The sequence below is a fragment of the Frigoribacterium sp. CFBP 13605 genome, assembly GCF_014839405.1.
Taxonomy (GTDB): domain Bacteria; phylum Actinomycetota; class Actinomycetes; order Actinomycetales; family Microbacteriaceae; genus Frigoribacterium.
Genome location: NZ_JACYNS010000068.1, coordinates 1 through 13,643, shown reverse-complemented (window position 1 = coordinate 13,643; position 13,643 = coordinate 1). Strand labels below are relative to the sequence as shown.

The window sequence follows — 13,643 nt, the reverse complement described above, 5'->3', positions numbered from 1 at the left end:
CGGGAGGCGCGAGCCGGAACGCGGGACGGGCCCGCCGGGCGGGACCGCCGGGCGGGCCCGCCGGGCGGGACTGCCGGGCCGAGGGTCAGGCGGCGGTGCCGGGAAGGAGCGCGAGGACGCCCGCACCCCCGACGACGGCGAGGCCGATCGCCAGGGCGATCAGCGTGCCCACGAGCATGACGGCGGACGAGACGATGCCGACGAGCGCCATGGTGCGATCCTCGGGCTCACGGCGGCGGGACAGGATGCCGAGGACGAGGCCGGCGATCGGGACGACGAAGGTGAAGCCGAAGCCGATCGAGGCGAGGCCGAGGACGAGGCTCCAGACGGCGAGGGGCGAACGGACGCCGGTGCTGGAGGCGGAGAAGGTCGTGTGCACGGGTTGGTTCGTCATGCTCCGAGCCTAGGAAGCCCCTCGCGTCGACCCCAGGGGGCTGACCCCCGGATCTCAGCGGGGGTCGCCCGGCGCCGGCAGTTTGCCGAGCCCCCGGGTGATCACCTCGGGTGACGACGCGAGGCAGACGCGGATCCACCCCTCGCCGCTCCGGCCGAACGCACTGCCCGGCGCGACCGCGACGCGCTCCGACAGCAGGAACCTCTCGGCCCACGCCGCCACGTCGCCCTGCGACGCGTGGCTGACGTCGATCCAGAGGTAGAAGGCGCCGGTGGGCTCGAGGTACCGGATGCCGCGCTCGTCGAGCAGCGTCGTGGCGAGGTCCAGGTTGCTCCGATAGTGCTCGCGGGCGTCGGCCACGGGCTGGTGGTCCCCCACGACGGCGGCGAGGGCGGCGCACTGGTCGGGCTCGGCGACGCAGCTGATGGCCGCCTCCTGGACCGTGCGCATCGTCTCCGCGAGGCCCTTGGGCGTCACGAGGTAGCCGACCCGCACGCCCGTCATGGCATAGGTCTTGCTCATCGAGAAGACGCTGAACACCCGGTCGTCGCCGTCGAGCGACGCCAGGCTGACGTGCTTCGGCCCGTAGGTGAAGTACTCGTAGACCTCGTCGCTGATGACCCAGAGGTCGTGCCGGCGGGCGAAGTCCAGCAGGCGCCGCAGCGTCTCCTCCGGATAGACGACGCCGAGCGGGTTCGACGGGCTGTTGACGATGAGGGCGCGGGTGCGGTCGCCGACGAGGTTCTCGAGTTCGTCGAGGTCGGGGTGGAAGCCGAGCTCGGGGGCCAACGTGTAGGGCACGGGCACGGCGTCGAGCATGTGGGCGTTCATCGTGAACGTCGTGTAGCCGGGGTCCGGCACCAGCACCTCGTCGCCGGCCGCGAGCAGCAGTCCCATCGTCTGGTGCAGGGCCTGCGTCCCCCCGACGGTGACCCAGACCTGCTCGAGGTCCACGTGCACGTCGTTCTCCCGGGCGAGTTTGTCCACGAGCGCCTCGCGCAGGGCCGGGATGCCGCCGTTAGGCGTGTAGTCGGTGCGGTCGTCGGCCCAGGCGCGGCGTGCGGCGTCGGCGATGTGGCGGGCGACGGGCACGTCGGGTTCGCCCACCACGAGCATGTCGACGCCGTCGAGCTGCGCCGCGAGCTCGTAGACCCGACGGATTCCGGAAGCGGGCACGGTGGTCATGTGGGGTGCGAGCTGAGGCATGATGGCACGGTACCCCGCACGACACGGCACGCCGACCGGTCGACGTTCGTTGAGAGTCGGGCTCGCTGCTGGTAACGTTGCCTGTTGGCTTGCGCGTTACGTCTGCAGTGGCGGAACGCGATCGCAGCCGAGAGCCGCTCCGGTGGCCATCACCGGCGGCAGCACCGGGTCGACCGATTCACGTCGGTCGGACGCTCGGCTGGCGCACATCGTCCGATACTCAGAATCCAGAAAGTAGTTCACGTGGCAAACATCAAGTCGCAGATCAAGCGCATCGGCACCAACAAGAAGGCCCAGGACCGCAACCGCGCCGTCAAGAGCGAGCTCAAGACCGCCGTCCGCGCCACCCGCGAGGCCATCGCCGCCGGCGACAAGGACAAGGCCACCTCGGCTCTGCTCCTCGCGTCGAAGAAGCTCGACAAGGCCGCCAGCAAGGGCGTCATCCACCAGAACCAGGCCGCGAACCGCAAGTCGTCCATCGCGAAGCAGGTCGGCGCCCTCTAGGCTCCCCTCCCCCGAGCCCCCGGGCTCGACGACGAAGGCCCCGTCTCGATCGAGACGGGGCCTTCGTCGTCCCCGTTCGCCCGCAGGACAGGCGACCGGACGGTCAGGAGGCGCGACTCACGACAGCAGCGAACCGCGCGTCGAGATCATGGTCACCATCCGCTCGAGCGCGTACACCGGATCGCGCTCGGCGCCCTTGACGGCCGCGTCGGTCTCGGCGAGCAGCTCGATGCACCGGCCCAGCCCGTCCTCGGTCCAGCCCCGGAGGTCTCGTTGTGCCCGTTCGACCTGCCACGGGGCGAGTCCGAAGCGCGAGGCGAGTTGACCCGAGCCGCCGTAGGAGCCCTGCACCTTGGCCATGGTGCGGATCTTCATCGCGAACGCCGCCACCACGGGCACGGGATCGGCCCCGGTCGACAACGCGTGGCGGAGCAGGACCAGAGCCTCGCCCTGCTGACCTGCGATGGCCGCGTCGGCCACCTTGAAGGCGTTGGTCTCGACCCGACCCGAGTAGTACTTCTCGACCGTGGCCTCGGTGATCTCGGCCGCGGCGTCGCTGATCAGCTGCTGGCACGCGCTGGCGAGCTCGGCCAGGTCGTCGTTGAAGGCCGTCACGAGCGCCCGGAGGGCCCCCTGCGAGATGCGACGCCGTTCGGCGGCGAACTCGGCGGCCGCGAACTCGAGCTTCTCGGTGTCTTTCTTGAGCTCGGCGCAGACGACCTCGAGCCCGCCGCCGGTGCCGCCCCGGACGGCGTCGAGCAGCTTCTTGCCGCGGACCCCGCCTCCGTGGCGCAACACGAGGGTCGTGTCGTCGGCGGGCGTGTCGAGGTAGCGCAGCGTCTCGGTGAGGAAGGCGTCGGTGCACTTCTCGACGTTCGAGACGCGGATGAGACGTGGCTCGGCGAAGAGCGACGGGCTCGCCAGCGTCACGAGCTCGCCGGGCTGGTAATGGTCGGCCTCGAGATCGTGCACCTCGAGGCTGGGGTCTTCGGCGACGAGCTGGTCGCGCAGCTGGCGCGAGGCACGGTCGGCGAGGAACTGCTCCGGCCCGCTCACGAGCACCACGGCCGCGGGGCGGATCTTGTCCCACCCGACCTGGTCGATCGCGACCGAGGCCTTCTTCGCCGTCTTGCCACTCGCTCGCGCTGCCATGCTGCCTCTCGGACGTCGTCCCACGGACGCGGGGCCCGCCGCGCCTCCTCCGATGCTAGAGGACGCCACCGACGTGTCGGACGCGCGATCTCGACCCGCGGACCCCGCGTGCTCCCGCCAGATCCGCAGGCCGACGTCGCCGCCGTCACGGCCGACGGGCGTGACGGCGGCCTGACCCGCCTCGTCGCTGCGGACCACGACTCCCCCGCCGTCCCGGACCAGGTCGAGCGCGACGTCGGTCGGGTGCCCGTAGGAGTTGTCGGCCCCCACGCCCACCAGGCCGACGCGGGCCGACACCCGCTCGTACAACTCGGCGTGCTGGTCCGCCGACCCGTGGTGCGAGACCTTCAGGACGTCGACCCGCCCGAGCCCCTCGTCGCCGTCGGGTGACGAGGCCAGACGGCGTTGGGCGGTCTCACCGAGATCGCCGAGGGCCAGCAGGGAGAGGCAGCCGACCCGGCAGGACCCGCCAGGGTCGAGGCGCACCACGAGGCTGGCGTCGTTGCCCGCCGGGGTCGCGGTGGGCGGCCAGAGGAGCCGCCACGTGTGGTCGCCGAGGCGTCCCCGGGTGCCGACCCGCGCCTCCTGGACCTCGGCGCCACCGCCGCGCAGGGCGGTCACGACCTCGGCGTCGTCCGAGCGCCCCACGGGCCCGACGAGGGCCGTGCCGACCCGGCCGACGACCGAGCCGATCGCCCCGACGTGGTCACGGTCGAAGTGGGTGAGCACGAGCAGGTCGACGTGGCGCACGCCGAACGTCGAGAGGCAGCGGTCGACGGCGGCCTCGTCGTCACCCACGTCGATCAGGGCGACGGCCCGCGCGCTGCGGACGAGCACGGCGTCGCCCTGCCCCACGTCGCACTGGGCGACGACCCAGTCGTCGGGAACGGAGGCGCGGATCACCACGGTGCGCCCGCCCACCACCCCGACGGTGGCCACCAGCACGCCCACCAGCAGCGTCGTCGCGACGGCCCGCAGGCGGCCGCGGGCCCGGGCCACCACGGCGACCACGACGAGGGCCGTCACGCCGACCAGGGAGGCGACGCCGAGCGCCGAGGCGTCCCACCCGAGTCGCGTGCCCGGCCAGGTGGACGCCGACCGGGCGACGGCCGCGACCCAGGACGACGGCAGCCACGAGGCCCACGCGACGGCCGCGGCGGTCGCGGACGCCCAGGGCGCGAGCACGCAGACGACGAGCCCACCCACGGTCGCCACCGGAGCCGCCGGGCCGGCCAGCACGTTCGCGGCGACGCCGTGCAGGGCGATGCTCGGTTCGAGGGCGAGCAGCACGGGCTGGCAGGCGAGCTGCGCGGCCGTGGGGACGGCGAGGGCCGCCGCCACGGGTTCGGGCACGAGGCGCGCCAGCAGGGCGGTCAGCGGCCCTCCGAGCACGACGAGCCCCGACGTCGCGAGGACCGACAGGACGAAGGCGAGGTCGCGGGCCAACCACGGGTCAGCGAACAGCAGCCCGGCGACCGCCAGCGCGATCACGGGCACACCGGCGATCGGCCGTGCCACGGCGAGGTGCACGAGGACGAGCACCGCCATGACGGTGGCCCGGACGATGCTCGGCTCGGGCGTGACGAGCACGACGAACGCCACCAACACGACGACGGCCATCGCGAGTCGCAGCAACCGCGGGACCCTCAGCACCGACCCGACGAGCACCACGAGTGCGACCAGCACGGCGCAGTTCGAGCCCGACACGGCCGTCAGGTGGCTGAGCGACGCCTGCGTCATGTCGTCGTCGAGGTCGTCGGGCACCCCCGACGTGTCGCCGATCGCGAGCCCGGGCAGCAGGGCCCCGCCGTCACCCGGCAGGTCTGCGGCCACGGCACGGAAGGCCGAGCGGAGCCCGTTCGACCAGGCCGACGTCCGCCCGGGCTCGGCGCGGACGCCGAGCGGCTCGACCGCCCGCCCCTCGAACGCGACCGACTCGCCGTACCTCACCGGGCCCAGGACGAGCCGGGCCGACACCCGGGCCCCGATCTCGGCCGACCGGCGACCGTCGAGGCGCGCCCCGAACACCCGCACCGGGACGCGGTCCCCGAGGGCCACGGTCCCCGCGCCGACGTCGAGTCGGTCGACCGACATCGTCAGGACGTCGGACCGCGCCTCGACCCGGTCGAGCAGGCGCCCCTCGACGGTGACCGCGTGCCCCACCGACGTCGTGAGCCCCGACGGGTGACGGCGGTCGTCGCGCACCGCCGCCTGGCCCGTGAGCCCGGCACACGCCCCGGCACTCAGGGCCACCACCAGCAGGACCTGCCCGGCGGCGAGGGCGCCCACCCGCGCCACGAGCACGAGCCCGACCGCGACGACGCAGACGACGAGGGCGACGGCGGCCACGACGGGCGACAGCCCCGGCCGGGTCGAACCCACGGCGAGCCCGACCCACGCCACGGCCACCGGCACCCCGAGCCGCAGGTCGAGGACGCGACCGGGCGTCACACCCGCACCCGCTCGCGCAGTGCCTCGAGCGTCTTCGGACCGATGCCCGGCACCCCCAGCAGGTCGTCGACGCTGCGGAAGCGGCCGTTCTCGTCACGCCAGGACAGGATCGCCGCCGCGGTCGCCGGCCCCACCCCGGGCAGCGTCTGCAACGCGGCGTCGTCCGCGAGGTTGAGGTCGACCGTCCCCCCACCGGCCCCCGTCCCGCCACCGGTCGCCGTTCCCCCCGCGGCCGACCCACCCGCCGCCGCGTCACCACCACCCGCCACCCCGTCGTCCGCGGTCTCACCGATGGCCGGCACCCGCAGCTGCTCGCCGTCGACCAGCACCCGCGCGAGGTTGACCGCCGCCTGGTCGGCCTCGTCCGTGAACCCGCCGGCCGCCGCGACCACGTCGACGACGCGGGCGCCGTGCGGCAGTTCGTACAGGCCGGGCGCCGCCACCCGGCCGTGCACGTGCACGAAGACGACCGAGGCACCCGCGGGAGGTGCGGTGCCGGCCCCTGCCCCGGCCTCGGCCCCGGTGCCCGGCTCGACGGTCACGAGGTCGTCCGCCGCGCCTCCTCGGGTGGCGAAGGCCGACACGGCGACGCTCACCGCCAGCACGACGAAGAGCAGGACGACGACCGCCCCGACCCCCACGCGCCACCGCGGACCACCCGGCTCGGACGGGTCGACGGCGGTGCGGAAGCTGACGGTCATGACCCGTCACGGTACGAGCGCGCATCACGCCGCACGGACGACGACGGCCGCCCTGGGGAGCCAGGGCGGCCGTCGACGAGTGGGGACGAGACGCCCCGAGTACCTACTTCACCGCGATGTTCACCAGGCGCGGCGCCCGCACGATGACGTTGACGATCTGCTTGTCGCCGATCGCGCGCTGCACGGCCGCCGAGTCGCGGGCCAGCGCCTCGAGCTCGTCGGAGGCGATCTTGGGCGACACCTCGAGCCGGTCGCGCACCTTGCCGTTGACCTGGACGACCGCGGTGACGCTCGTCTCGACGAGCAGCGTCGGGTCGGCCTTCCGCCAGCCGTACGTGGCGAGGGCACCGCCGTCGTAGCCGAGCTTCTCCCACATCTCGGAAGCCGTGTACGGAGCGAAGAGCGACAGCCCCAGCGCGACGGTCTCGGTCGCCTCGCGCACCGCCGGGTCGGACGCGCCGGGCCCCGAGTCGATCGCCTTGCGGACGGCGTTGGTGAGCTCCATCAGGCGAGCGACGACGACGTTGTACTTGAACGCCTCGCTCAACCCCGGGGCCTCGGCGAGGAACCGGTGGGTGACCCGGCGCAGGGCCTGGTCGCCGTCGGCCCACACCACGTCGCGCGAGCTGTCGACGTCGCTCGCGAGACGGAACGCCCTCGCCAGGAACTTGGCCGAACCGGCGGGCGAGACGTCGGCCCAGTCGATGTCGTCCTCGGGCGGGCCGGCGAAGGCCATCGTCAGGCGGATGGCGTCGACGCCGTGCTTCTCGATCTCGTCGGAGAGGCTGACGACGTTGCCCTTGCTCTTGCTCATCTTGGCGCCGTCCTGCAGCACCATGCCCTGGTTCAGCAGCGCGCTGAAGGGCTCGGTGAAGTCGACGTGGCCGAGGTCGAAGAGCACCTTGGTGATGAAGCGCGCGTAGAGCAGGTGCAGGATGGCGTGCTCGACGCCTCCGACGTACTGGTCGACCGGCGCCCACCTGCTGGCCTGGGCCGGGTCGAAGGCCCGGTCGGCGTCGGTCGGGTCGAGGAACCGCAGGAAGTACCACGAGCTGTCGACGAAGGTGTCCATCGTGTCGGCGTCGCGACGCGCGGGCGACCCGTCGCGCGGATCGGGCACGTTCACCCAGTCCTCGGCCGCGCCGAGCGGTGAGCTGCCCTTCGGCTTGAGGTCGAGGCCCTCGGTCGACGGCAGTCGGACCGGCAGCTCGTCGTAGGGCACCGGCACCTCGACGCCGTCGGCGCCGTGCACGATCGGGATGGGCGTGCCCCAGAAGCGCTGGCGCGAGATCAGCCAGTCGCGCAGACGGTAGGTCTTGGCCGCCCCGCCGTCGCCGGACGCCTCGAGCAGTTCGACGACGCGCTTGATCGCGTTCGACTTGCTGAGGCCGGTCAGGGCCCCCGAGTTCATCAGTCGGCCGTCGCCGGTCAGGGCCACGCCCGTCTCGCGGGGGTTCAGGTCGGGCAGGTCGTCCGGCAGGACCGCCTGGCCGTCCTCGTCGAGCTCGAGCTTGGGGATCACGCCCGTGACGGGCGCGTTCGTGTCGACCACGACGCGCACCGGGAGGTCGTACTTGCGGGCGAAGTCGAGGTCGCGCTGGTCGTGCGCGGGCACGGCCATGACCGCGCCGTGGCCGTAGTCGGCCAGCACGTAGTCGGCGGCCCAGACCGGCATCGGGTCGCCCGTGAGCGGGTTGACCGCCACCCGGCCGAGCGGCACGCCGGTCTTGGGGCGCTCGCTCGACTGGCGCTCGATCTCGGTCGCCTTCTGCACCTCGACGAGGTACTCGGCGAAGGTCGCCTTGACGTCGTCCGTCGCGTCGGCGACGAGTTCGGCCGCGAGGTCGGAGTCGGGCGCGACGACCATGAACGTCGCGCCGTAGAGGGTGTCGGGACGCGTGGTGAACACCGTGACCTTCTCGTCACGGCCCTCGATGGCGAAGTGGACGTCGGCACCGATCGAGCGGCCGATCCAGTTGCGCTGCATGTTGAGCACCTTGGTCGGCCACCGGCCCTCGAGCTGGTTGAGGTCGTCGAGCAGACGGTCGGCGTAGTCGGTGATCTTGAAGTACCACTGCGTCAGCTTCTTCTTGACCACGACGGCGCCCGACCGGTCGCTGGTGCCGTCGGGCAGCACCTGCTCGTTGGCGAGCACGGTCTGGTCCACCGGGTCCCAGTTGACCCAGCTGTCCTTGCGGTAGGCCAGGCCCTTCTTGTACATCTCGAGGAACAGCCACTGGTTCCACTTGTAGTACTCGGGATCGCTCGTGTGCAGCACCCGGCTCCAGTCGAACGACGGGGCGTAGAGCTTCATGCTCTGCTTCTGCTGCTCGATGTTCGCGTAGGTCCACTCGCGGGGGTCGACGCCGCGCTTGATGGCCGCGTTCTCGGCGGGGAGCCCGAAGCTGTCCCAACCGATCGGGTGCAGCACGTTGAAGCCCTGCTGGCGCCAGTACCGCGTCACCATGTCGCCGAGGGCGTACTGCTCGGCGTGGCCCATGTGCAGGTCGCCCGAGGGGTAGGGGAACATGTCGAGGATGTACTTGCGCGGCCGCTTGTCGTCGGGGTCGACGACGAACGGCTGCTCGGCGTCCCACCGGGCCTGCCACTTCTCTTGCAGGCGGGCGACGTCGTACTCGCGTTCGGGCACGCCGTCGTGGGGCGGGATGGCCGAGGAGGCGTCGGTCGCGGTCGTGTCGTGCTCGTGTGCCACGGGGCTCTCATTCACTGCTGGCAGTCGGTGCGGTGGGGGCGGACCGTCCGTGCGAGGGCACGGCGACGTGCGCCGGGCTCGGCGATCCTCGCCAAGGCTACCGAACGGCACGCGCCGTCACGACATGCGGACCGGCGCCCCGTCGGCGGTACGGACGCCGAGCACGGCGAGCAGGGCCGCCGCCTTGAGCTCGACCTCGTCGCGTTCGTCGACCGGCACCGACGAGATGGTGATGCCGCCGCCCACCCCGACGCGAGCACCCGCCGGTCGCGCGGGCCGTCCCGCACCCGCCGCCCGGGCCCCGTGGACGACGATCGAGCGGATGGTCATCGCCAGGCTCGCCGAGCCGTCGCGCCCGAGCCAGCCGGTCGCGCCCGAGTAGACCCCCCGGGGCGCTCCTTCGAGGTCGGAGAGCAGTTCGACGGCCCGTCGCTTCGGGGCACCGGTCATCGACCCGGCGGGGAAGGCCGCCTCGACGACGTCGGCCGCGGTGCACCCCGCCCCGAGACGGGCCCGCACCGTGCTGACGAGCTGGTGGACGTGCTCGTACGAGTGCACGGCGAGCAGCTCGGACACCTCGACCGTGCCGAGCAGGGCCACCCGGGCGAGGTCGTTGCGGACCAGGTCGACGATCATGACGTTCTCGGCGCGCTCCTTCTCGCTCTCGACGAGTTCGCGCGCGAGCACCGTGTCGTCGGCGCCCGACCCGCGGCGTCGCGTGCCCTTGATCGGCGCCGACGACACCCGGCCGTCGGCCGTCACCTCGACGAACGACTCGGGCGACGCCCCGACGACGGCCACGTCGCCGATGCGCACGAACGACGCGTGCGGCGCCGGCGAGGACCGACGGAGGCGCGCGAAGGCCTCGAGCGCGTCCACCGGCCCCACGACGTCGACGGCCGTGGTCAGGCAGAGCTGGTACGCCTCGCCGGCCGCGATGGCCCGCCGACACCCCTCGATCAGGTCGAGGTACTCGTCGGGGCGGTGCCGCCAGCGGGCGATGGGCGGGGCGGCGCCCCCCGAGGAGGCGCGGGTCGGCCCGGGCACCGGAGGCTCGGGCGGCACGTCGGCCCAGGTCTCGACCAGGGAGGACGCCCACGGGTCGCCGGCCCGCACGACGGCCTCGACCGAGCGTGCGGCGTGGTCGAAGACCAGGGCACGGTCGACGTCGAGCAGGGCGAGGTCGGCGGGGTCCCCGTCGGCGGCGACGGTGGAGGCGGTGGCTGCCCGCCGGTGCCCCTCGGTGGCGTCGCGGTCGAGCAGCCGGCAGCCGAAGCCGTAGCCGAGCCAGCCGGCCCAACCGAGCGGATGACTGTCGGGCTCGACGTCGACCAGGTCGTCACGCACCGCCTGCCAGAGCCGGTCGGCGCCGCCGTCGCGGACGTCGCCCGTCGCGGCCCGACCCCACCCGACGACCGAGCGGCCCCGCACGGCGCCCACCCCGGCGTCGCGCCAGACCACGTCGCCGGTCGCGGCCAGGTGCCGGACGACGGCCTCGGGGTCGCGCCACGGCAGGGAGGAACGGACGACCGCGGGACGCATACCCTTGATCCTATGAGCGGAGACCCGACCCGATGAGTGGCGAGCGGCCGGGTGGTGACGTGCTGCACGTCTGGCAGGGCGACGAGCTGGCGACGCGCGAGGGCGGAGGGGCGGCGGACGCCGACCCGCACCTCCTCGTGGCGGACTCGTGGCTCGTTGACGACGGCTCGGTGCTGGCCCTCGACGTGCACCGCGACCGGTTCGCCGGGTCGGTCGTCGAGGTGCCCGGGGCGCCCGACGCTGACGAGGTGTCGGCGTTCTGGACGGCGGCCCTCGCGGTCCTCCCCCGGTCGGGAGCCTGGTTCCCCCGCGTCGAGCTCGTCGCGGGCGACGGAGCCGAGGACGGCGGCCGGGCACGGCTGCGGCTGCGCCTCCGTCCCGCTCCCCCGCGTCACCGCTCGGTCGTCCTCGCCACGGCCGACCGGGACCCCCGCACACGACCGACGGTCAAGGGGCCCGACCTCGCCGCCCTCGGTTCGCTCGTCTCCGAGGCGCGGTCCCGAGGGGCCGGCGAGGCCGTGCTGCTCTCGCCCGAGGGGCACGTCGTCGAAGGCGCCTGGAGCTCGATCGTCTGGTGGCGCGGGGACGCCCTCTGCCTCCCGTCGGACGACCTGCCGCGCCTCCCGGGCGTCACGGTCCGCAGCCTGACGACGCTGGCCGCCGTCCTCGGCGTGGACGTGCTGCACGACCGCACCCGGCCGGACGAGCTCGACGGGTTCGAGGTCTGGAGCCTCGGCGCACTGCACGGCATCCGCATCGTCACCGACTGGATCGACGGCCCCGCACCCGCCGAGGAGCCGGGGCGCCTGGCGCTCTGGCGCGGCCGACTCGACCGCCTGCGACGACCGGTCGACGCCTGACCCCCACCGGGACGCGATCGGTGCCTCGACGCGTCAGGCGCCGGCCCCGTCGTCGGGCGTGACGTCGGACCCGACCTCGGACCCGACCTCGACCTCGACCTCGCCGAGGCGGCCCGCCTCGAGGCGCACGCGCCGCGTCACCAGCTCGGCCGGCACCTCGACGTGCGAGATCACGACGACCGTCGAGCCGTCGTCGCGGGCGGTGGTCAGGACGTCGTGCACGAGCCGACGGGAGGTCTCGGCGTCGAGTCCGGCCGTCGGCTCGTCGAGCACGAGCACCGGGAACCCCCGCAGGAGGGCACGCGCGAGCGAGATGCGCTGGGCCTGACCACCCGAGACGAGGACGCCGCGCTCGCCCACCGGTGCGTCGAGCCCGCCGCGCTCGGCGGCCCAGCGGCCAAGCCCGACGCGGTCCAGGACCGCGAGCAGGTCGTCGTCGGTGGCCGTGTCGCGGGCGAAGAGCAGGTTCTGCCGCAGGGACTCGTCGAAGAGGTAGGGCGTCTGCTCGATCAGGCCGACCGTGGCCCGGACGGCGGCCGGGGCGAGGATCGCCGTGTCGACTCCCCCGACCTCGTAGCGACCCGTGTGCTCGACGAAGCGGGCCAGCACCCACGCCAGCGTGGTCTTGCCGGCGCCGCTCGGCCCCTCGACCACGAGGCGGTCGCCGACGGCCACGTCGAGGTCGACGCCGCGGAGCGCGGGGCCCGCCGCCCCCGGCCAGGTCGCCGAGACCCCTCGCAGGCGAAGCGCGGGCACGGAGGCCGGCACGGCGGGCCCGTGGGCTCGGAGAGGGTCGGAGGCGGTGACGTCCGCCTCGCCGGACACGTGGTCGTCGTCGACGACGCCGGCTGGCACGTCGACCGGCACCGCCGAGTCGACGCGGTCACCGCTCGCCCGCACGCGACGCCAGGCCAGCACGGCCGTCGGGACGGCACCGACGACCTCGAAGACGGCGAGGGGCACGAGAGCGACCAGCGCGAAGGCGGGACCGGTCAGCCCGCCCGAGGCGACGTCGGGCGCCACGACGGGGATCGTCGCGAGCACGGCGGCACCCGACAGCGCCGAGAGCACGGCGGCGACCACGCCCCCGGTCAGGGCCCGACGCGAGGAGGCGCGGCGCAGGTCGTCGTCGAGTCGAGCGACCCGGGCGAGCTGGCGGTCCACCGCCTCGAACGCGACGAGCACGTCGAGGTTCTGCACGAGGTCGACGACGGCGGCCGAGAGCGCCCCCCGCCGGTCGGCGAGGGTGCGTTCACTGCGGCGGGCGAGCCGGTCCGCGGCGACGCAGCCGACGACGAACGCGACGACGAGTGCGCCTGCCAGGACGACCGCCGCCATCGGCGACACCAGGGCGACGCCGATCACCGCGACGACCGAGGTCAGGCCCGACACCACGAGCGGCTGCACGACCCGGAGGGGAAGGTCCTGCAGGGCGTCGACGTCACCGACGACCCGCGCCAGCAGGTCGCCGCGATCGGTGCGGCCGAGACCCGCCGGGGCCACGCGGATCAGTCGGCGGTAGAGCTCGGTGCGGACCACGGCCAGCTGACGGAAGGCCGCGTCGTGGCTCGACAGCCGTTCGAGGTAGCGGAAGACCGCGCGGGTCAGGGCGAACGCGCGGACGCCCACGACGGCGAGCGAGAGGTACAGGATCGGCGGCTGCTCGGCTGCCCGCGTGATGAGGTACGCCGACGCCGCGAGCAAGGCCACCGCCGAGAGGGCGCTCAGCGACCCGAAGACCAGGCCGGGGGCGGCGCGGCGCCCGGCGGGCTGAGCCGTGCGGAGCAACGAGCGGGTCACGAGGGGCCTCCGATCGGGACGACGACGTCGGCCGCGTCGCTCACGGCGCGGCGGTGCGTGACGACGACCACGGCGACGCCCGTGGCCGCGATGCGACGGAGGCCCTCGACGACCCGGGCCTCGGTGACCCGGTCGAGGGCGGACGAGGGCTCGTCGACCAGCAGGAGGCGCGCCCCGACCCGGTCGAGCCGGTACAGCGCCCGGGCCACCGACACCCGCTGCGCCTGGCCGCCGGACAGCCCCTCGCCGCCGGCCCCGAGCACGAGCGCCGGGTCGAGGCCGGCCGCGCCGGCCAGGTCGAGGGCGCGGACGACGGCCTC

10 protein-coding genes and 1 pseudogene are annotated in these 13,643 nt (G+C 73.9%); 2 read left to right on the top strand and 9 right to left on the bottom strand.

What is annotated here, in order from left to right; genetic code table 11:
- Positions 1-85 precede the first annotated feature (85 nt).
- Both IFT36_RS11845 and IFT36_RS11840 read right to left on the bottom strand, forming a co-directional pair.
- On the bottom strand, positions 86-394 hold the full coding sequence (locus tag IFT36_RS11845) for a DUF4190 domain-containing protein (RefSeq protein WP_200413230.1): 309 nt from the start codon (positions 392-394) through the stop codon (positions 86-88).
- 54 nt (positions 395-448) lie between these two features.
- Complete coding sequence (locus tag IFT36_RS11840) at positions 449-1,600, bottom strand: pyridoxal phosphate-dependent aminotransferase (RefSeq protein ID WP_056045696.1); 1,152 nt, start codon at positions 1,598-1,600, stop codon at positions 449-451.
- Between the two features lie 243 nt (positions 1,601-1,843).
- Here IFT36_RS11840 and rpsT point away from each other — a divergent pair, with 243 nt between their 5' ends.
- Complete coding sequence (rpsT, locus tag IFT36_RS16535) at positions 1,844-2,104, top strand: 30S ribosomal protein S20 (protein ID WP_043596189.1); 261 nt, start codon at positions 1,844-1,846, stop codon at positions 2,102-2,104.
- A gap of 117 nt (positions 2,105-2,221) precedes the next feature.
- On the opposite strand, the gene holA is transcribed toward rpsT, so the two are convergent.
- From holA to IFT36_RS11815, 5 genes and pseudogenes are all read right to left on the bottom strand, one after another.
- The gene (gene holA, locus IFT36_RS16530; RefSeq protein WP_056047549.1) at positions 2,222-3,256 is read right to left on the bottom strand and encodes a DNA polymerase III subunit delta; all 1,035 of its coding nucleotides are present in this window, start codon (positions 3,254-3,256) and stop codon (positions 2,222-2,224) included.
- A gap of 654 nt (positions 3,257-3,910) precedes the next feature.
- Positions 3,911-5,350: pseudogene (locus IFT36_RS16800) on the bottom strand (ComEC/Rec2 family competence protein); the annotation flags it as partial.
- 353 nt (positions 5,351-5,703) lie between these two features.
- A complete protein-coding gene (locus IFT36_RS11825; RefSeq protein ID WP_200413228.1) occupies positions 5,704-6,408 on the bottom strand; it encodes a ComEA family DNA-binding protein in 705 nt (234 codons plus the stop codon).
- 103 nt (positions 6,409-6,511) lie between these two features.
- On the bottom strand, positions 6,512-9,058 hold the full coding sequence (gene leuS / locus IFT36_RS11820; RefSeq protein ID WP_374058396.1) for a leucine--tRNA ligase: 2,547 nt from the start codon (positions 9,056-9,058) through the stop codon (positions 6,512-6,514).
- 180 nt (positions 9,059-9,238) lie between these two features.
- Positions 9,239-10,663, bottom strand: a complete 1,425-nt coding sequence (locus IFT36_RS11815) for an anthranilate synthase component I family protein (protein WP_200413226.1) — start codon at positions 10,661-10,663, stop codon at positions 9,239-9,241.
- Between the two features lie 32 nt (positions 10,664-10,695).
- Between IFT36_RS11815 and IFT36_RS11810 the strand changes: the two genes are divergently transcribed.
- Positions 10,696-11,523, top strand: a complete 828-nt coding sequence (locus tag IFT36_RS11810) for an aminotransferase class IV (protein ID WP_200413225.1) — start codon at positions 10,696-10,698, stop codon at positions 11,521-11,523.
- Between the two features lie 33 nt (positions 11,524-11,556).
- Here the strand turns inward: IFT36_RS11810 and cydC are convergent, their stop codons facing one another.
- Positions 11,557-13,323, bottom strand: coding sequence for a thiol reductant ABC exporter subunit CydC (cydC, locus tag IFT36_RS11805; RefSeq protein WP_200413224.1), 1,767 nt, complete (start codon positions 13,321-13,323; stop codon positions 11,557-11,559).
- On the bottom strand, positions 13,320-13,643 hold a 324-nt coding region (locus IFT36_RS11800), incomplete at its 5' end, for a P-loop NTPase family protein (protein ID WP_463671334.1). The genes cydC and IFT36_RS11800, both read right to left, overlap by 4 nt.

Bases quoted from the DNA above. Each gene is read 5' to 3' on its own strand.
- IFT36_RS11845 (WP_200413230.1), bottom strand. From the start codon at position 394: ATGACGAACCAACCCGTGCACACGACCTTCTCCGCCTCCAGCACCGGC.
- IFT36_RS11840 (WP_056045696.1), bottom strand. From the start codon at position 1,600: ATGCCTCAGCTCGCACCCCACATGACCACCGTGCCCGCTTCCGGAATC.
- holA (WP_056047549.1), bottom strand. From the start codon at position 3,256: ATGGCAGCGCGAGCGAGTGGCAAGACGGCGAAGAAGGCCTCGGTCGCG.
- IFT36_RS11825 (WP_200413228.1), bottom strand. From the start codon at position 6,408: ATGACCGTCAGCTTCCGCACCGCCGTCGACCCGTCCGAGCCGGGTGGT.
- IFT36_RS11815 (WP_200413226.1), bottom strand. From the start codon at position 10,663: ATGCGTCCCGCGGTCGTCCGTTCCTCCCTGCCGTGGCGCGACCCCGAG.
- IFT36_RS11810 (WP_200413225.1), top strand. From the start codon at position 10,696: ATGAGTGGCGAGCGGCCGGGTGGTGACGTGCTGCACGTCTGGCAGGGC.